The sequence below is a fragment of the Spiroplasma endosymbiont of Andrena trimmerana genome (genome assembly GCF_964019575.1).
Lineage (GTDB): Bacteria > Bacillota_I > Bacilli_A > Mycoplasmatales > VBWQ01 > Spiroplasma_E.
Genome location: NZ_OZ026455.1, coordinates 708,709 through 729,390, shown reverse-complemented (window position 1 = coordinate 729,390; position 20,682 = coordinate 708,709). Strand labels below are relative to the sequence as shown.

20 protein-coding genes are annotated in these 20,682 nt (G+C 22.8%); 8 read left to right on the top strand and 12 right to left on the bottom strand.

Annotation, left to right across the window (positions count from 1 at the left end; genetic code table 4):
* Position 1 precedes the first annotated feature (1 nt).
* The 7 genes from potB to AACL03_RS04205 all read left to right on the top strand — a co-directional run bounded on the left by potB (position 2) and on the right by AACL03_RS04205 (position 11,266).
* The gene (gene potB, locus AACL03_RS04235) at positions 2-1,105 is read left to right on the top strand and encodes a spermidine/putrescine ABC transporter permease (protein WP_338957161.1); all 1,104 of its coding nucleotides are present in this window, start codon (positions 2-4) and stop codon (positions 1,103-1,105) included.
* The gene (locus AACL03_RS04230; RefSeq protein ID WP_339039475.1) at positions 1,105-3,507 is read left to right on the top strand and encodes an extracellular solute-binding protein; all 2,403 of its coding nucleotides are present in this window, start codon (positions 1,105-1,107) and stop codon (positions 3,505-3,507) included. The genes potB and AACL03_RS04230 overlap by 1 nt, the downstream gene beginning before the upstream one ends.
* Before the next feature lie 88 nt (positions 3,508-3,595).
* Positions 3,596-3,880, top strand: coding sequence for an HNH endonuclease signature motif containing protein (locus AACL03_RS04225; RefSeq protein ID WP_252319983.1), 285 nt, complete (start codon positions 3,596-3,598; stop codon positions 3,878-3,880).
* Between the two features lie 450 nt (positions 3,881-4,330).
* Positions 4,331-6,319, top strand: coding sequence for a hypothetical protein (locus AACL03_RS04220; RefSeq protein ID WP_339039473.1), 1,989 nt, complete (start codon positions 4,331-4,333; stop codon positions 6,317-6,319).
* Positions 6,320-6,336: 17 nt separating this feature from the next.
* Positions 6,337-7,557: a hypothetical protein gene (locus AACL03_RS04215; protein WP_338957154.1), complete on the top strand. Its 1,221-nt coding sequence runs from the start codon at positions 6,337-6,339 to the stop codon at positions 7,555-7,557.
* A 148-nt stretch (positions 7,558-7,705) separates the two neighbouring features.
* Positions 7,706-9,043, top strand: a complete 1,338-nt coding sequence (locus AACL03_RS04210) for a hypothetical protein (RefSeq protein ID WP_339039471.1) — start codon at positions 7,706-7,708, stop codon at positions 9,041-9,043.
* A gap of 87 nt (positions 9,044-9,130) precedes the next feature.
* Complete coding sequence (locus AACL03_RS04205; protein ID WP_339039469.1) at positions 9,131-11,266, top strand: hypothetical protein; 2,136 nt, start codon at positions 9,131-9,133, stop codon at positions 11,264-11,266.
* Positions 11,267-11,331: 65 nt separating this feature from the next.
* Here the strand turns inward: AACL03_RS04205 and AACL03_RS04200 are convergent, their stop codons facing one another.
* Positions 11,332-11,853, bottom strand: coding sequence for a hypothetical protein (locus AACL03_RS04200; protein ID WP_339039467.1), 522 nt, complete (start codon positions 11,851-11,853; stop codon positions 11,332-11,334).
* Positions 11,854-11,871: 18 nt separating this feature from the next.
* On the bottom strand, positions 11,872-11,994 hold the full coding sequence (locus tag AACL03_RS04195) for a hypothetical protein (protein ID WP_255495924.1): 123 nt from the start codon (positions 11,992-11,994) through the stop codon (positions 11,872-11,874).
* A gap of 346 nt (positions 11,995-12,340) precedes the next feature.
* On the opposite strand from AACL03_RS04195, the gene AACL03_RS04190 reads away from it, so the two are divergent.
* Positions 12,341-13,291: an IS30 family transposase gene (locus tag AACL03_RS04190; protein ID WP_339039040.1), complete on the top strand. Its 951-nt coding sequence runs from the start codon at positions 12,341-12,343 to the stop codon at positions 13,289-13,291.
* Between the two features lie 19 nt (positions 13,292-13,310).
* Here AACL03_RS04190 and AACL03_RS04185 read toward each other — a convergent pair whose 3' ends face one another.
* Genes AACL03_RS04185 through AACL03_RS04140 form a run of 10 tightly spaced genes read right to left on the bottom strand, consistent with a single transcriptional unit; the run spans position 13,311 to position 20,518 of the window.
* Positions 13,311-15,434 (bottom strand): hypothetical protein, encoded by a 2,124-nt coding sequence (locus AACL03_RS04185; protein ID WP_339039465.1) that lies wholly within the window; start codon positions 15,432-15,434, stop codon positions 13,311-13,313.
* A 3-nt stretch (positions 15,435-15,437) separates the two neighbouring features.
* Entirely contained in the window at positions 15,438-17,135 is a 1,698-nt protein-coding gene (locus tag AACL03_RS04180; RefSeq protein ID WP_339039463.1) for a hypothetical protein, read from the bottom strand.
* A gap of 11 nt (positions 17,136-17,146) precedes the next feature.
* The gene (locus AACL03_RS04175; protein WP_339039461.1) at positions 17,147-18,331 is read right to left on the bottom strand and encodes a hypothetical protein; all 1,185 of its coding nucleotides are present in this window, start codon (positions 18,329-18,331) and stop codon (positions 17,147-17,149) included.
* 18 nt (positions 18,332-18,349) lie between these two features.
* Positions 18,350-18,727 carry a hypothetical protein gene (locus tag AACL03_RS04170; protein WP_338957549.1) on the bottom strand — a complete coding sequence of 126 codons (378 nt, stop codon included), beginning with the start codon at positions 18,725-18,727 and terminating at the stop codon, positions 18,350-18,352.
* A gap of 16 nt (positions 18,728-18,743) precedes the next feature.
* Entirely contained in the window at positions 18,744-18,935 is a 192-nt protein-coding gene (locus tag AACL03_RS04165; RefSeq protein ID WP_338957816.1) for a hypothetical protein, read from the bottom strand.
* 34 nt (positions 18,936-18,969) lie between these two features.
* Complete coding sequence (locus tag AACL03_RS04160; protein WP_338957552.1) at positions 18,970-19,128, bottom strand: hypothetical protein; 159 nt, start codon at positions 19,126-19,128, stop codon at positions 18,970-18,972.
* 15 nt (positions 19,129-19,143) lie between these two features.
* Positions 19,144-19,914 (bottom strand): hypothetical protein, encoded by a 771-nt coding sequence (locus AACL03_RS04155; RefSeq protein WP_339039458.1) that lies wholly within the window; start codon positions 19,912-19,914, stop codon positions 19,144-19,146.
* Positions 19,883-20,158, bottom strand: a complete 276-nt coding sequence (locus AACL03_RS04150; protein WP_338957557.1) for a hypothetical protein — start codon at positions 20,156-20,158, stop codon at positions 19,883-19,885. Before AACL03_RS04150 ends, AACL03_RS04155 begins: the two co-directional genes overlap by 32 nt.
* Positions 20,151-20,294, bottom strand: coding sequence for a hypothetical protein (locus AACL03_RS04145; protein WP_338957559.1), 144 nt, complete (start codon positions 20,292-20,294; stop codon positions 20,151-20,153). The genes AACL03_RS04150 and AACL03_RS04145 overlap by 8 nt, the downstream gene beginning before the upstream one ends.
* Positions 20,294-20,518 (bottom strand): hypothetical protein, encoded by a 225-nt coding sequence (locus AACL03_RS04140; protein ID WP_338957562.1) that lies wholly within the window; start codon positions 20,516-20,518, stop codon positions 20,294-20,296. Before AACL03_RS04140 ends, AACL03_RS04145 begins: the two co-directional genes overlap by 1 nt.
* Between the last annotated feature and the right edge of the window lie 164 nt (positions 20,519-20,682).

Genomic DNA, 20,682 nt, shown 5'->3' with positions numbered 1-20,682 from the left:
AATGAAAAATTTGTTTAAACGTAATATTAAAACACAAATTTTAAAATCACAAGATATGTTAGTTAATAATTCAAATCCAGAAAAAATTATTGATAATCAAAATAAAAAAAAGTATAGATTTAAAAAATGGTTTAAGCTTAAAAAAAATAATGTTTCTTTACAAGAAGTAGCAAAAAATAAATCGAAAATGAAACGAGTAAAAAAGAAAAAAGCATTGTTATGTTGAAAAAAAACAAACCAAAAAATAAGTTTTATTAAAAATAAAATCAAAGATAAATCAGTAAATTTTGGTTTTAAATCATGAGTTACGCTTGCTTATCCATATTTATTGGTGATGGTAATTTTAATTGTATTGCCATTATTAATTGTAATTTTATATTCAATTATTAAAGCAACTAATAATGCTTGAATATTTCGTTTTACATTTAGTAATTTTAATGTTTTTTTTAAAGAAAATAGTTATGTTATGGTTTTATTACGTTCAATTGGTTATTCATTTGTTGCCACTTTAATTGCTGTTATTTTTGGTTATCCCATTGCTTATATTATGGCTTTTATGTCAACAAAAATTGCTTCAAAAAATATTTGAGTTTTAGTTACTTTACCAATTTGAATTAACATTTTATTACGTACAATTGGATTACAAATTATTTTTAGTATTTTAGGTCCTAATGTTTTATTAGGAACTCCAATTGGTATTATTTTAGCAATGGTTTATATGTTTATGCCTTTCGTTATTTTACCAATTTATAATTCTTTAGAAAAAACAGATCGCAATTTATTAGAAGCAAGTCAAGATTTAGGAGCTTCTAAGATGAAAACATTTTGAAAAGTTACCTTTCGTTTTTCAGTGCCTGGTATTGTTTCTGGTTTTACTTTAATGATGTTAAGTGCTATGACTTCACTAGTAGTAGTTAAATATATTGGTGAAGGAAAAACTATTTTAATTGCAAATATTATTGAATCATATTTTTATCGTGGTGCTAATTTTGCTTATGGTGCTGCTATTTCTGTTATTTTAGGTATTATTGTTTTAATTATTATTTTTACTTTAAAAGCGATTGGTAGTTGAGCTACTGGTAAAAAAATAGGAGGTATTAATTAATGAGATCTTTTTTTAAAAATAGTTATTTAGCTATTATCTTTTTATTATTTTATACTCCAATTTTAGTTTTAATGATATTCTCTTTTAATGGTGGCGATTCAGTTCGTAGTTGAAATTCTTGATCATTGCAACCTTATTACGATTTATTTCAACAAAGTGAACTTTGAGAATCGGTTAGTGTAACATTAATTGTTGCTTTTATTTCTACTTTTGTTGCTGTTATTATTGGTACGTTTGCTGCTTTGGGTTTAAGTAAAACAAAAAAAATAACACGTAATATTACTTTAGGGATTACTAATATTCCTTTAGTTAATGCTGATATTGTTACTGCTGTTTCTTTAATGTTATTATTTATGGCATTTGGTTTTAGTTTTGGTCTTGGAACATTAATTTTCGCTCATATTTCTTTTAATATTCCTTATGTTATTATTACTGTTTTACCAAAAATTAGATCAATAAATATGTCACAATTAGAAGCAAGTCAAGATTTAGGTGCGACACCTTGATATACGTTACGCAAAATTGTATTACCAACAATTAAACCAGCAATTATTGCTGGAGCAGCTATTGCGTTTGCTATGAGTTTTGATGATTTTTTAATTTCTTATTTTACTGGCGGTAATACTTCTAACGTTTCAACTTTTATTTATTCTTTAAAACGAATTAAGCCTTATATTAATGCTTTTTCAACAATAATTATTTTATTAATTGCAGTACTTATTATTTCTTGAAATACTTATGTTCTTTGCAAAAAACAAATTAAACAACGTAATGAAAAAATTGATAAAGGTATTTATCATGATAAAAAAATTATTAAAACTGAGAAGTTGTTAACTAAATATTATTTACAATTAAATGGTTTTAACTATAAAAAGGTTAAGAGTAAAGGTAGAAAACGTAAATCATTATATAGTGATGGTAATTTTGAAATTGTAACTGAGCAAGATATTATTAAAATTCAGGATTATATTAAAAATCACCCGAAACTTATTAATCAAATTTCTAAACTTGAAGCAAAACTTGAGATGGAATCAATTTGAATTGAACATATAAAGAATAAGATTAAAAAAAAGAAAGAGTTAAAAGAAGAACGCTCAAAATCAAGAAGAGAGAAATATCGTTTTTTACTATGACCGTGAAAATTAATTATGATTAGTATCATCTTATTATCAAGTTTTATTAGTTTGGGTGCTTTCTACATTTATACTAATGTTTATGATTTATCAATTGCTAATTGAGGCGAATATATGAATCCCAATATTTTAAAAGAATTTGAAAATAAATATCAAGTTAAAATAAAATATTCAACTTTTGATGATAATGAATCATTGTATGCTAAATTGTATACTACTAGTTATGATGTAATGGTTCCTAGTGATTATATGGTGGCTAAATTAGCAAGTGAAGATAGACTTTTTCCAATTGCATCAAAAAATTCTGTAGGTGATATTGAGTATGATAGTAGAATTGATTTTAATCCCAAAGAAGATATTAATCATGATTTATATGAATTAATGAATAATTATCGAGTTGAAAATAGTGATGGAATTTTAAATGAATTTGGTTTAAATAGTTATAGTATTCCTTATTTTTGAGGTGATGTTGTATTAGTAATTAATACTACTAATACAAATAATCTTAGTGATCTTGGTATTAAAGCTGATGGTTCAAATGTTCAATGAAGTGTTTTAACAGATGCTGCAAAATTAGGTAAACGTATCGTTTTAAATGATGATATGCATAACTTATTTATGACTGCGCTTACTGATTTACACTATAAAAATAAATGAGGAGAAAATAACGGTTCAGGTCAATATAATCAAGTAGGAAATGAATTTAGTGATAATATTAATGCTCATAGTCCAATTGAAATTAAAGATGCAAGTGACTGGTTAGAACCAGTTATCAAAAATAAAAATACAAAATTATTAAATGATGATATTGTTGATGAAATTAGTAATGAAAATAAGTGGGATGTAGCAATGATGTATAACGGTGATTTATTATCTGCAATTGCTGATGATCCTGATTCTTATAATGGTAAGTACCTTGTTGTTAGACCATATATGGGGACTAATGTTTGAAATGATGATATGGTAATTAGTAAAGATTCTCCTCATAAAGATTTAGCTTTTAAATTTATTAATTATATAATGCAAAAACAAACACAAGTTGATTTAAGTAGTGAATTTGGTTATACCTCACCTTTACAAGCAGCCATGGATGAAGTTAGTACTAATTTTTCAGCAGAAATTTGAAAGCATGTATATATTCCAAAAAATGGCCAATTACCCGATCCATTAGATCCAAGTAAGCATCATGAAGGATATTTTAACGGTTTATATACTCGTAGTTTTGACCCACAAATGCAAACTGCTTATAATAGAGTATTAGCACGTTAATAAAATAAATTGTAATATTAAGTTTAAAAAAATATAAAAAAATATTGTAACTTATAGTATAATTTAATACGAAAGGGGTTAATTCATTGTGGCACGTCGTAAAAAGTGAGAAAAAGAAGACAAAGAAAAAATATGAAACTATTCTATTCAAAAAATGGAGAAATATTTTAAAGGATTATCTGAATTTTGAACATTGAATGTGCAAGCTCCTTGTCCGTGGTGTTGTTTGCCAATGATAAAAGGTGCTTATCAAGGTGAACAACCAACTTCAGCATTTGCTTGAAATATTGATCACATTGATGGTGATCCAAATAATAATAGTTTAGAAAATTTACAACCAATGCATGTTGAATGTAATATTAAAAAAAATTAATCATAATTTAAAAATTCAATGACTATTTAATTTAATCATTGAATTTTTAATTTAATTTTTATCTTAATTAAGAAAAATTATTTTGAAAATTATTTTACTATTAGTGTTCTTTTTAATTAAAAATATTCAATCTTTTTTTAAAAAGAATATTGTCTTTTTTTATAATAAGTGTAATATTATTTTTAAGGACAGAGTATTTCTTTCCTTATAATTTTAATAGGTGTATAGCAAAGTTTATATGATTATTAAAATTATTAATATTAAAATATAAAAACTAAATTTAATTGGTTTACTTTAAACCTTAGTTTTATTTTATTAAAACTAAGGTTTAAACTATTTTAATATTTTTTCCTATTTTAATATTTTAGTTAAAAATAGCAAGTTAAAGCGTTAAGCTATATTTTTCACTTTAGATTATTTTAAAAATAATGCTAGGAAAGGATTGTTAAAATGAAATATAAAATAAATAGTAATAGCCCGAGTAAAGATATGGTTAATCAGGATAAACATAAAAAAATAAAAACAGGATCTAATTCAATATATACAATTAATGTTAAAAAAAATAAGAAGAAAAGAATCTTATTATTTTCGTTGTATTTATTAGCATTTGGTTCTACAACAGTTACTACGATATTACTCTTACATACTACTGCTGCTTTCAATAATTCTGAATTTAATCCGAATTCTAATAATAAATTATGAGATGATTATTATCAAAAGCATCATCGTAACTCTAAACCTATTAGTTTAAATTCTACTATTGCTTATTTTAGTAAATCAACAAATATTGTTAATTTTAATGTTATTGAAAATGCTGCTGATAATGGTAATATTGATTTTACAAATGTTTTAAGTAGTATTGATAATAATTTACAAAAAACTGATCCTAAAATTGAAAGTGATATTGATAATGATAATTTAACTTTATTACCAATTAATTTTTTCTTAAATGCTAATTATAATCCAGCAGTTAAGTTTACTGTTGGTAAGGATAAAAAGCCGATAACTAATACTTCTTTTATTTTGCCAAAGAACTTTAATGAGTCTAAAAGTTATGTTTTAAATTTAACAACTAATGATCAAGCATCAATTTTTGGTATTGAAAATACTAACGTTAATATCGAAATTAATATTAATATTATAAATCAAGTTGCAATTAATATTGCTAGTTTACCAGTTAACTTTCCTGATAAAATTATTAATATTACTAATCCTGAAAATGCTACTATTGATTCAATAAAAGATAAATGATTAATTCCAACAATTCAAGATCAATTTGAAACAACTTTAAGTAAAGCATTAAATGTACCCAAAAAAGAAATTAAACATAATTATTACGAAATTGAATTTCAAAATAGTTCAGAACCAAAAAATTTTACTACATCTGTTCCTGTTCAATTTTCAATTACGTCTTTAGATAATAATCCTTGAAACTTTACAGGAAAAAAAGATAATTGCACTATAAATGTTAAAAATGATATTGCTGATTTAAGTAGCATGAAAGAATTAACTAATGAAATTGAAACACAATATAATAATGATAAAGATAATAAAAACTTTCAAATTACTTTAGATAATCAAAAAGATAAAAATGGTAATTTTATTAATGCCGATAGTAAATTATCAGAAGAAGATGTTAAATTTGTTAATAGTCAAATTATTGAGAGTGTAAAGAAGATTTGTCAATCTTATTTCCAAAAAAATTATTCAGATCTTAATATTAAAGATAGTGATTATACAATATCAACAAATTTAAATGTTGGTAATAATATTTTTAATAATAAATTAGGTAAAAATATTGAAATAACAATAAAAGCTGCTGATAATAGTTATAAATTAGATGGTTCTTTAAGTGCTAAAGCTATTGTTCATGGTCATAATAAAAATAATATTACTGGTAATTATCCTTCGCCAAAAGATTTTGCATTAAAAGGTATTTGATTAAAAGATGGTCAAGATGCAAATATTTTACAAGAAGGTCAACATTTTTATGAACAAGATAATTTATTAGGTAATTGAATTACTAATAAAGATAGTTTATTAAATACAATTAATAACAATTCTTATCGTCCAGTTGAGAATGCATTTACTGGACAGTTCACTATGAATTATTTATTAGATGGTGACACAAAACCAAGTGGTATGTCAGTTGATATTAGTAAAGATATTAAAGGTGGTAAGGTAAATAATTTCTGAGATTTAATTACTCAAACAAAAAGTATTTTTCTAGAAACCGATGTTGCAGTAACAACAAAATCGGGTTGAGAGTTAAATAATGTAAAACTAGTATTTACTGACAGCGAAACACAACCAACTAAAGATAATACACTTTATACTCTTGATTTATCAGAAAGGTTTGCTGGCAAAACTATTAGTGATCGTGCTACTTTAACATTCCCTGATTTTAATTTTAATTTTAATTACCAGTTAGTAAGTTAAAAAAAGGAAAAAGTAATATGAAACAATTATTAATCATTTTAAGTACATTAACAACATTAACTTTGGCAAGTAATAGTATTATTAATACTATTGATGATACTAATACTACCATTAATAAATTATTAGCAAATAAATCATCAATAAGTGATTCTGTAACTTCATTATTTAATAATCAATATGGCTATTTAAATGATAGTGATATAATAACTAATCAATCAATAACTGATCATAAGTTTTATAGTTATGACACATCAGCTTTAAAAAGTTATACTTTTGCTAATGCAAGAGATGTTTTTTTAGTAAATAATGAAGGAACTTTAATTTATAATCCTGATGTTATTATTCCTGCTGATCAAAAATTAAATATTGAAAATACGATGCAAGAAATGATTAGTCATAAAAAAATAACTACAGTTAAAGCAAATTACAATTCTTATAGTAATAGTCAGTATTCATCTACTGATTTTAGTGGTGATAATACTGATTGACAATATTTGCAATTTGGTGGAGTTGAAAAACATATTGATATTTCACAACAAGTAGGTGCTGATAAAGTTGAATATAGCAATAGTTTAAGCGAAACATCAGGTTTATATTATATTGCTAAAGCAGTAATTGAAAATAAGATTAGTCAGTCAGTTGCTATTAATTTGGGAATATATTTTATAGCACAAAGTAGTTTAAAAGGAAAAATTAATAATGAATTAATTACTAAAATTATTGATTTAATTATTAATAATAAATACGTTTATAATTTTATGTTAAATATGCCATTTTCAAATGATGATACAAGTTATGTCATTAGTTATATTTTTGATCATAATAATAATATTATTGAGTTAAATTATAATCATTATAGTTACGAAAAAAGTAATACAAGTAATTTTGAAACTCATGTTAGTCCTGGTCCTTTTGCTTCAGTTGATTATACAGGTGATATTTATATTAATTATCAGGATTTATATTATTTAATTAATAATCAAAATAATTGAGATGTAATTTATAAGTATTTTATTAATGGAAACTTATTTGATTATAGTAATATGGAGCATGAAATTGGTGATAATTGAACTTTTAAAAATTTTTGAAATTCTATATTTAAAGATAATTTAACAAAATTTTTAAATAATGTGGGTGTTAATGGAATAATAATTCATATTGACTGTTATGGTACAGATATATGACATCCTTCTTTAATTAATACATTTTATATTAAAAGTATTTCTCAATGAAATTAAGTACTTACATACTAAATTTAGTTTTTAAAATAAGCATTTTATTAATCTTCTTAAATAAAATTAATAAAGTGTTATATTTAGTATAGATTAGTCAGATATTTTTTATAAAATAATTTTTAGTAAACTTAAAACGAAAGGAGAATGTAACATGAAACAATTACTAATAACATTAAGTACATTAACAACATTAACTTTAACAAGTAGTAGTATTATTAATACTATTGATGTTACTAACACTACTGTTAATAAACTATTAACAAATAAATCATCAATAAATGATACTTTATCTTCAGTGTTGAATAATCAATATGGTTATTTAAGTAGTAGTGATTGAATTACTAATCAAATAGATAATAACTATTATAGTTATGATACTAGTCATGCTGATTATTTATTAAGTGATGGTAAGACATCAGCACGAACATTATTTACTGTTGATAATAAAGGTGAATTAGTTTATAAAAAGGATGCTGTAATACCACCAAAAGATAAAGTCGAAGTTGATGCTACTAAACAAGAAATGATTACTCATAAAAAAATTACCACAGTTAAAGATAAATATAATCCATATAGTAAAAGTGAATATTCTAACAAATATTTTAGTGGTGATAATACTGATTGACAATATATTCAATTTGGTGGCGTTGAAAAACATATTGATATTTCGCAACAAGCAGGTGCTGATAAAGTTGAACATAGTAGTAGTTTAAGTGAAACATTAGGTTTATATTATATTGCAAAAGCAGCAAAAAATAATTTAATTGATAATACTATTGCTAATAAAATAGGTCAATATTTTATGACACAAAGTAGTTTAAAAGGGCAAATTAATGATAATTTAATTAATATTATTATTAATTTAATTAGTAGCAATAATAATGTTTTTAATTTTATATATAGTGCACCAATGAACGTAAATGATAAAAATTATTCAATTAATTATATTTTTGATAAAGATAATAATTTAATTGAAGTTTATTATACTGAATTTGATAAATCAAATATAGAAAATAGCTTAAATTATAAATGAAATGACTCATATAATTGATTTAGTTCAAATTATAGTGATTATTCTAATACATATACAATAGTAAAATGAACTGACTATGCAAGTGATTGAAATACTTTTACTAATAAATATCCAACTTTTATTTTTGCTGCTAATTCATATTTAAAAGTTTCAACGGGAAGTGGTAAAGAAGACTATAAATCTCTAAATTCTCAAGTCACAACAACAAATATAAAAACTAATCAACAAAAAGATATTGATAATTCAATTTTTCAAGTCAATATTAGTACGTGACCACCATATGATCCAAATTACCCAGGAGGTGTAGGAACTGCCATTGATATTTATTTAGAACTTTGACATGATGATAATAATATTTATTGAAAATGACATATAATGACAGCTACTTTTTTAGGATCAACTTCATATTCTGATATTAAATTAAATAATATAACATTTAATAATATTATGAATTAAATAAATATGTTTTTTTCAAATTAATTATTTATTATTAAATTTAATTATGATTTTAAAAATGGTAAAAAGTAAAAGAAGGTATTGTAAATGAAACAGTTTTTATTAACTCTAAGTACAGTAACAACATTAACAATAGCAAGTAATACAATGTTTAATAGTATGATGATAGTAGTTCAAAAAAACAATATTGCTAGTAAAAAGAAAATACTACCTGTCATTCCAATAAATCAAAATAAATCATTATTTAATAATCAATATGGTTATTTAAATAATAATGATTGAATTACTAATCAATCAATAATAGACAATAAATATTATAGTTATGATACTAATCATGCTGATTATTTATTAAGTGATGGTAAGACATTAGCACGAACATTATTTATTGTTGATAATAAAGGTGAATTAATTTACAAAAAAGATGCTATGATACCAGACAAAGATAAAGTTGACGTTAATAATACTAAACAAGAAATGATATTTCATCGTAAAGTTGCTACTATTAATAATCCAACTAACAGTTATAGTGGTAGCCAATATGCTATTAATTATTTTGCTGGTGACGGTATTAATTGAAAATATGTTCAACAAAGTGAAGTGGAAACTCATATTGATATTTCACAACAAGAAAATGCTAATAATGTTGAAAATAATAATAGTTTAAGTGAAGGTTTAGGGCTATATTATATTGCTAAGGCAGTAAGAGAATCAGATGGTTCTTTTAAAGAACAAGATGCTGATATTTTAGCACACTATTTTATTACTCAAAGTAGTCTAAACGGTAGTTTAAGTGATGTTTTAATTGACAAAATTATTCATTTATTGATTACAAATGATAATGCTTATGATTATATGACTAATGTTCCGTTTTTAACTAATGATAATAGTAAGTATACAATTAATTACATTTTTGATGAGTTTAACAATATCATTCAAATTTATTACAGTTATTATGATAAAGCTTTTGATCTTTCAACTTTGTCATTAATAATTCCACAACAAGTAATATCAGTAAAAACACCAGAAGCAACTCCAATTACTGATATAAAAGCTAATTTAGTTAGTAAAATTCAAACAGAATTTAAACAAAAATTAAGTCAACAATTAAAAATTAATTCAGAAGACATTAATGATAAATATTACAATATTTTTATTAAAGATAATAAAGAAAATCAAGATTTTACTAATGCAGTAAATATTGATTACAAAATAACTAGTTCTTGAAAAAATGCTAATCAATTAAATTTTGCAGGTACTTATCAAGGACAAGTTAGTGTAATTAATAAGTGCGTTGATTTAAGTAATGAAACAGATTTAAAAAATATTATTGAAAATGCTTACTATCATCAAAATGATAAATCTAAATGATTAAATGTTGATGTTGATAATACTATTGATAATAAAAATGTTGACACTAAATTAACACAAACTACTTTAGATTTAATTAATACTAATATTAGTACTACTATTAAAGTTATTGTTCAAAATTATTTTAAAACTCATGATACTGAACTTATTATTGATGAAACAGATTATGATGTAACAACTACTTTAGCGGTGGGTGATAATATTTTTAATAATAAATTAGGTAAAGATTTTACAATTAGCATTAAAGATAACGGTTCTACTTATAAATTAAAAAATAGTTTAGAGAATATTAACGTTACTATTCATGGTCATAATAAAAAAAGTATTGCTGGTAATTTTTCAAGAACACCTTTTGATTTAGATGGTATTTGGTTAAAAGATGGTAAAGATACAAACGTTTTACAGGAAGGTCAACATTTTTATGAACAAAACAAATTATTAGATAAATGAATTTCTAATAAAGATAGTTTATTAAATACAATTGTTAATAATTCTTATTATCCAATTGCTGATAGTTTTGGTGGAAACTTTATTATTAATTATATATTAGATGGTAAAAATAAAGGTAGTATGACAGCTGATATTAGTAAAGATATTACTAGCGATAAGGTAACTAATTTTTGAGATTTAATTACTAAAACAAAAAGTATTTTTTTAGAAACTGATGTTTCAGTAAGTTCAGATTGAGCTTTAAATAATGTAAAATTGATATTTACTAATGATGAAATACAACCAACCAAAGATAATACACTTTATATTTTTGATTTATCAGACAGATTTAAAGGTGAAACTGTTAGTGAACGCGCTACTTTAACATTCCCTGATTTTAATTTTAATTACCAATTAATGAGTTAATAAAGAAAAGAGAATATAAAATGAAACAATTATTAATAACTTTAAGTACATTAAAAACATTAACTTTAACAAGTAATACTATTAATAATAGTATTAATTGCACGATTAATTGTTACTTGTTCATTGTTTAATGTATAAACTTCAAATAATCTTACAGTTTGTGCATTTTGTTCATAATTATCATAAAAAATAGTACATTGAATTAATTTACCAGTAATATCATAAACTCTTTGTTGTATGTCAACTACTTGAAAATATAAATTATCATTTGCAATATAAATTAAATAACCACTAATTCCTAATTTACTTAATTTAAAAATAGAATTTCAATTTTTTCTATAAAATTCTTGTTGAATTAAATATTGTTTAATGGTTTCATTATTAATTTCTAATGGAGCATTATATAAATTAGCATTATTTTCTGCTACAAAATCAGTAAAATAAGTTTCATGGTTAAAATCATTAAAACCAAAATAATTTAAATTTGAAGCATGTGTACTTTTATTTTTATTAGTTAAAAATTTTAATTTTTCACTTTGATTATCATTAATATTGCTTTTATCTTTTCTTTTAAATAAACTTAACATAATATTCACCACCTTTCTTTAAAATATTTGATTAATTTTTAATATGATTTTTACAATAATAAATATAATTAAACCAGCAGTTGCAGATGATAGAATTACTCCTATTAAACCTAAAATAATTTTTATAATTTTAAAAAACATAATATTATTCCTGTAATTCTTCTAATTTTAAAATTTTTCCATATAAATGTGGATATGGTGCAGTAGTTAAAAATATACTATATATATTTAATTGTAATCAAATATAAATATAATCTTGTGTAATCATACAATTTAAATATTGTGTTGTATTAACATATATAAATTATGTACATATTCAAGAAGATTTTGTATTATCATTTGTAGGAGTAAAATTATAATAAATACGATATCTTTTATTTTTAGCTGAGTTATACTTGTAAGTGCAAGTAAATAAAATTGCAAAAAATTCTCATATAAAAATTTCATAATGCTAAATTTAGTTTAGAAAAAAGTAAGGAGTTTTTATATGAGTTATAAACATCTTGGCATAGATGAAAGAATTTATATTGAGAATCAATTGAAATTTAAATTTAAAATTAGTGAAATAGCTAAAAATCTTAATCGAAGTATTAGTACTATTATTCGAGAAATTAATAGAAATAAAGATAATAATCATTATTTTTCATTAATTGCACAAAATAAAGCTGAAAATCGAAAACAATCACATATTAGTTTTCATAAGTTTAAAAATAAGAATTTAGTAAAATATGTACAACAAAAATTACTATTAGGTTGATCACCTGAACAAATTTATGGCAGAATTAAAAATTTTCATAAAGAATGAGTTATTAGTTTTAAAACAATTTATACTTGAATTTATTTTGGAATGCTTGATAAAGTTACTAGTAAAAATTTAAGAAGAAAAGGTAAAAAACGAAAATCTAAAGAAAATCGTGGCAAGTTTAATGGTAAATCAATTAAAGAACGAGATATAAATGTTAATGATCGTATAACACTTGGTCATTGAGAAGGAGATACTATAGTATCATCACGAGGTAAAAGCAAATCATGTTTAATAACTTTAATTGAAAGAGTATCACGATTTACTTTAGCAATATTAGTTAAAAACAGAACTACTAAAGTTATTAATAAAAATGTCAGTTATTATTTATCAATTCTTCCTAAAAACATTGTTAAAACTATTACTTTTGATCGTGGCAAAGAATTTTCAAATTGACAACAACTTGAAAAAAATTTAGATGTAAAAATTTATTTTGCCAATCCATATTCACCTTGACAAAGAGGTACTAATGAAAATACTAATGGTTTAATTAGAGAAAAATTTCCTAAAAAATTTATTTTTTCAAAAACTAATAAAAATGAAGTTCATAAATTTATATTGTCTTTAAATCAAAAACCGAGAAAAATACTAAATTATCTTTCACCAATCGAATATTTGGATAGAAAAATAATTTAGTTGCACTTACCTTTACAATTTAGCTTTTAATAAAATTATACTTAATAGTTTTATTATCTTCTTTTGTTCCAACTTCTTTTCATTGTGGAATATTTGGACTTGGTGTTGGATTATTTTTTAATTCAATATCTCAATTATTTTCTTCTATTTCATTTGTTTCTAAACTTTTTGAATTAATTTTAATTGGTTTATCTATATTAATTACACTTGGTGAAGTAATATCTAATGTATCACTAGTAATTTGATAAGTATTTTCTTTTAATTCCTCAAAATTAAATATAGCACCACCATCAATTTCACATTTAATAAATAAACTTCATTTATTAACCTTAGTATAATCAGCATTAAGAATTAAAGAAGCTTCTTTATTATCAATTTTACCAATAATAAGAGTTCACGTACCAGTTCCAACTGCTTGTGCTGATTTAAACAATAACATTAATGGATAACCATTTTGTAATGGTGCAAGTCTTTCTCATGTTATAAATACACGATATGTTTTACCAAGATTAATATCAAAATTACTTCATGTTCTATTATCAACTCTATTTCCTATTACAACTCAATTTTCTTTATCTTTCTTTTTATCAATATTAGTTTTATTTTCATTAATAGCCCCAGCAATAGTTTTATCAGTAGTTTTTAAATTAGGAATTTCTTGACTTAGAGCATTTATTTGAAATGCAATCGGAAATTGTGCTTTTGTATCTTCTAATTTTTTATCTACTTCTTCTTTTTTATAATAATCAGATAAATCTACTTTACCACCAGTAGCACTAATTTTATTATTTTCATCAATAGTTATATTAGTACCAGCAATTAATTTATCTTGTTTTTTATCTAATAAATTATTAGTTTCTAGTTTTGTATAATAATCACGTTCAGTATTTTCTTCTGCTATAAATTCAGTTGGTGCACCTTTTCCTATATATTGATATATTTCTTGTATATCACCAATTAAATTAATTTTTCCACGTTCAGGATAAGAATTACCGCCACCACTAAATGTTTTATTTCTATTGTTATAGTAAATAGTTCCAATATTTAAAATATTTTTATTTTGTATTTGTTCTTTATAAGTCATGGAATCAACATTTAACAATTCAAATTCATGAAAAATATTATTTAAATAAATTTTAATTACTTTATAAAATTTCATAAAGTTATTTTCTGTTGAATATTGATAACTGATTTTAATAAAATATCATTTAAATGTTTCTATATTATTATTTTCAACTTTTTTTCATAAGGGACTAGTTTCAATATTAAATCAATTATTTTTAACATCATTAATATTTTCGTTTGTTTTAATTAATTCACTATTTAATTTGGTAATTTCATTTTCATTTGTAGTAATTCGTTTTTGTTGTTTAGCAGAAAAATCACAAGTTGGTGCATGTGTATAATCACCAATTTGTGGATTGTTTTGTAAAACATCAGGTGGTAATGTTCCAATTTCATTAGGTCAATCTAAAATCATAGTTTCAGTTTTTGAGTCATATTCTGTTGCAACATAACCTTTATTTATTAAATTTGTAACTGGTCCCCTATATGTTTCATTTTTATTACCATTAATGGTATCATCATATAATTTAATTTGTTTTGATAATGTAAATTCTTTTTGTTCTTGAATTAATTCATTAACTTGGTTTCTAGTATAAAATGCTTTTAAGTCAATTTTTTCAACATCTATTTCATCATTATTATAATTTGAAAATATTTGTTTTAATTCTGTTAATCTTGCTCATATTTTCATTCTACTAGGTGCTAAATCTCAAATATTAATCGTAGGAGTACTACTTGCACTAAATTGATTACCATTATTAAATTGAATAGTAGCATCAACATTAAATTCAATTGGTGTACGATTAAATACTCAATGTTCAACCATAACATAAACCATATCTCTTAAAGTTTCTTTAATTAATTCATCTTTAAAACTATCAAAAGGAAATTTAGATAAAATAAAATCAAGATAAGCATTAATATCATTTTGAGCACGAATAGCAAATGTTTTAAATCAATCATCAACATTTGGTCATGTATTTATATATTGTCGTGGTGTTTCTGTAATTGTTCCAGTTAATGGATATCAGTTATTATAATTTTCTAAACTGACACCAGTTCAAAGTTTATTAATCATATTTTATCATTCCTTAAAAAATGCTTTTTTATAACGTTTGGTTTTTGATTTAGTTTTTCTATGTGATATATGTATAATTTCTTTTTGTAATTTTTTCTTTCCTTTTTTTACAACTTGATTATATGCAAATTTTTCTAAATGTCTTAACAATCCAGTACCAAATACAGTATTAACTGAGAATTTTAAACCCACCCTTTTAAATAATTTATTGACATTATCAATAGGATTATTAATAACATTAACTACTTTATGATAAGTTCTAATTGTCCTTAATATTTGCCTATAAATTTTAAAACTATCTTTAATCATTTGTTGTACAACTGGTGGAGCAAAAGCAATACTTTTTAATCATTTATTTTGACTAACTCCATATCCAATATATCAACCGCTATATCATCTATATCAATGAAATGGATGTATTTGAATAACAAAAGTTTCTGCTTTGATAATACTATCAATAACTACAATTGGTTTATATTTAGGATTACGATGATAAATAGTAATTCCACATTTATCTAATGATAAAGGTTGAATTTTACAAGCCATAAATACTGGTGAATTTAATGGAATTAATTGTGCATGTTTAATTGCTTTCTTTTCAGCACTTGTAAATACATCAATTGTTTTTTCTTTTAATTTATTAATTTTTTCAAATGCTTGTTTTTCTAATTTTTCGAATTTCTCTTGTAATTTATAAATATTTATTCTTATTTTTTCAAAATATGAAGTATCTTTTCAAAATTTATTTAAACCTTTTTTAAAATAAAATTTAATATCAAAATATTTAAAAGTTTGATTTGCTTTTAATACTAATTTATGAATTGAACTATTTTTAAAATTAAATTTAATTGCATTAGCACGAATTTTTTGTAAATCTAAAATTAAAGATTTTCCATATCTATTTTCTGCATGTATTGTATGAACTAAATTTAATCAGTCATGTTGGTTCATTTTTAATACTTCTTTTAAATCAGTATTATATTTTTGTAAAAAATTGTTTGCTTTATCAATATCTTTAATTTTAAATTTAGGAGTTAACTGTGGACTTAACTTTATTAATTCATTTTGTAATAATAAATAATTTTTTAATTCTTGTACTTCTAATTTTGCAAAATTATTTTTATATTGTCTTTCAGCAACAAAACCTAAATTTTGTATTATTGTTTCGCGATTTGGAGCATGGTTATAATTAAATAAATAACGTTTATTTCCAATAATTTTATCTGTTAAAAATTGTTTTTCACTTACTTGACTAATGATTTCTTGTAAATTTTTTGCTTTTTTAATACCAATTTGTTCTAATGTTTTAGTTTTTTCTGCTAAACTAATAAATTTAGTTGTACGATAACCACGACTAATTCTATTAAGTCCAGCAAATGCAGGTAATATATTAAAAAAAGCATTTAATGGTGTAACATTTCCTTTTAAATAATCATAAACTTGATTAATAGTAAAATCAGTTAAAGACTCTACACCAACAGCACTAATACTAGCAAGTAAATCACTTGCACCTAAACCAAGTGCTAAACTTTCACTTAATCCACCAGTAAAAGGAGCAAGTGCTACTGCTATAACTTGTACACCAATCATTTCTAAAATTTCTCATCATCAACTTTTATGTTCTTGTTGTTGACTTGTTCTAGTATGTTTTGGTTTATTTATGTTTAAAAGTATTGCTGTACTAGTTGTACCAATTGGCATAATAATTATCCTTATTTAAGAGTTATTTTTATAGGATTTGTTGAACCTTGATAATTTTTATCAGTGTCATTAGTAGTGATTACTACATATAAATCTCCTGCTTTTTGGTTTTGATTACTTACATCAACTTGACCTTGGGCATCACTAAAATAATTAATAATTGGAGTTGTTAAATTTGGATTTAAATTATTTAGTTCAGTTGTATTTTTAATTGTTGTATCTAATAATTTATTCTTTTTAGTAGTATCAGCAGTAATATTAGTTGTTAATGTTGTAATTTCTTCACTTAAATATTTTTTATTAACAATACCACATAACATTCATCTTGATTCTGTTTCTGAGTTTGACATATAAGGAATAGATTCTCCTGTTACTTGTCCACCAACTAAATATCTTTTTGGAACTTTACCATCTTTAATATCTTCAACATATATACTAGTTTGTTGTAACATATATCTTTTCATTGCTTTTGGTGTTGCTAAAACAAAATTCATAATTTGATTTTTATTTTCAGTATTTTTAAATGTCATATAATCATCCATAACAATTTGACATAATACACCTTTAATATATAAATTTGTTCCATTTAATCTTAATTGTTGTGCTAGTTGATTATCAGTAATTAAACCTTTATTATCTGCTAAATAAACTAAAGTATCATAAAGACTATTTGTTATAAAAAATTTACAATTATTACTATTTCTTAATTGAAATAAAGTATTTCATGCTGATAACATTGATTTTAAATATCCTACTGGTGTTGTATCAGTAATGATTACTTTTTTGGCAGATTTAGCAATTGTATTTGTATCATTATTTGCTAAATAATCTGCTAAATCATTAGCAACTTCATATTGCATACTTTCTAGTAAATTTTGCCCATTATCTGCAAATAAATCAACTTCACCAATCATTTCTCCTGTACTAGCTTCTTTTGTAATTTCTTTAATAATTTTATCAGTATCAACATAACCAACTTCTAATCCTTTACTTTTATCATTTCAATGAAGTATTTTGAATGTTGGGTCTTTTGGTTTTTTAACAATAAACTCAATATTTACTGAATCAACAATTTCAGTAGGAAAAAAGTTTGCCCATGGACTATTTGATTGTTTATAAAATTCTATAAATTCAGGTGTTTCTACTAATTTTGTAGTATTATCTAAATTTTGTTTAAATGGCACTGGATTTGGCATTTTAAATTTTCCTTTCTTTTATAAATTATTTTTCTTTTTATAATCTAATAAACTACTTTTTATTGAAGTTTCTTGATTTGTTAATATTGTTTCTTGTTTACCACCTGTATTAATTGGTTCTTTAAATAGTGGTTGTTCTTTAATCATTTTTTTAATAGTTTCTTCAATTTTTGAATTTTCTATATTACTTGTTTTAAATTTTAAAAATTCATAAAATTCTTTTTTAACTTGATATTTTTTAAATATATTAATTATTTCTTTTTCTTTAATTTCTTGATTAAGTTTATTTAACTTATTTTCTAATTCAACAATCTTAATTTCTTGCTCTTGTTGTAAATTATTATTTTCAGTTAAAGGTTCAGTATTTTGTTCAACATTAGTTTCATTTTCTAACATTTAAATCACACCTTTATTATTTATTTTCTTTTCCATTAATTTTTTCATTAAGTTTTGCTAATTTTTTTTGATGTTTCATCACTTTATTATTTCTTCTAATATGTTTTGGAGTTGTAATAAATCTTTTAAATCAAACAATTAATTCTCTACAAATTAATGTTCCTACACTTGTTCCAATAATAATTAATTCATGTAAAAATTCTTTCATTTTCAATTATTTCCTTTCAATTATTTATTTTTAATTATTCGTCAAATTGACCATTATTAATTCTTTCAATCATTGATTTTGAATTACTTATAATAGTTACCAATAAAGATATTTCTTTATTTAATTGTTCCATTCTTTCTTTATATGTCTGAATTTCATTGTTATAATATTCAATCAATTTTTCTTTATTCATTAGTTATCATCTCCTTTATAAACTATCATATGTAGTTGGTCTTTCATATAAAACATCACTACTTCCACTATTATTACTAATAGCATCACTATTAATTAATCTTCTTGTTTCATTTGTAAATGATGTTTCTTGCATTTCTTGATTATGATTTGTAGTTTCCATAGGTAATAAATTATGTATAATTTCACTTGCACCAGCAACTATTGTTGGTACTGCATAAGCATTATTAAAATCATTATTTATACCCATAGCTACACCACTTGAAATTAGACATCCACTAGTTGCCATATTACATATTTTTCTTATTACTTCAAATCTATTAGGTATTAATTCACTTAACCCACCAATTAGATTTGATATACCATAAGTACTTAAACTAATATATGTATCTCAATCCATTTGTTGTTTATTATCATTAGTTAATAATAATGGTCATGGTGGTGTTTCTGTGGTAGTAGTTGTTAATCAAGGTGGTAGTTCAGGATTAGGATTGATTTTTGTAAATTTTGCATAATTAATTAAACCAATAGTTCCTAAACCTAATAATATTTTTTTACTTGAATTTAATATTTTCTTTTTAGTACTTGGCATTTGATTTAAGTTTCATATATCAATTCCTAACTTTTTACTAAATAATAAAGCATTAATACTTCCTAATACTGGATTACCAATAATTTGACCATAATAAGCACTTGTACCAATCATTGCTGATAATGGACTTATTCCAATTCTTATTATTTTTAATAAAGTATAGTTATTTGATTGTACATTCGTGTCATTTGGCATTTTCATTTACTCCTTCATTTTTTGGTTTAATAAACACTTCAACTCAACCTGTATAGTGAACGTTATCACCAACTAAAATAGCAGTATTTGCATGTGGTTGAGAAACAACTAAATATTCAGCAATAACATTAGGATATTTTCATAAAATAATTGCTTTTATATCATTACTATCTGTTAAATCTTTGGGATTTGGTGAAAATATTTCTATTTTATCTTGACCAAATAAATCTGTTAATTTAGTCATTATCAAATTCACCTTTTTCTATTTTTTCAATTAATAAATTTAAAATATTTTTGTCCAAATCAGAGTTTGTATAATTAATTTTTTTAGTTCATTTAATTATATCTTTCATATATTTAAGTAATTTTTCTTTATTCATTATTTATTCTCCTTTCTATTATTTCTTTCTTGCTTTATTAATAAATTTATTCAAATAATTTGATTATCACCATCACCTAATTTTTTTAAAAGATATTCATATCTTTTCTTAAAATCTTCACTATCAATATCTCTATCTTGGTAAATTATTTTTTTCAATTTTTTTATTTTATACAAGGTTTTTGGAGAATATATTTCTCCATGCATGCAAAGAAAACATTTCATTATTTATTCTCCTTATTTTCAATTTGATTAGCAATTTCACTTAATATTTTTAATACTTTATATTCATTTTTTAATTCTTTGCTGAGTTATACTTGTAAGTGCAAGTAAATAAAATTGCAAAAAATTCTCATATAAAAATTTCATAATGCTAAATTTAGTTTAGA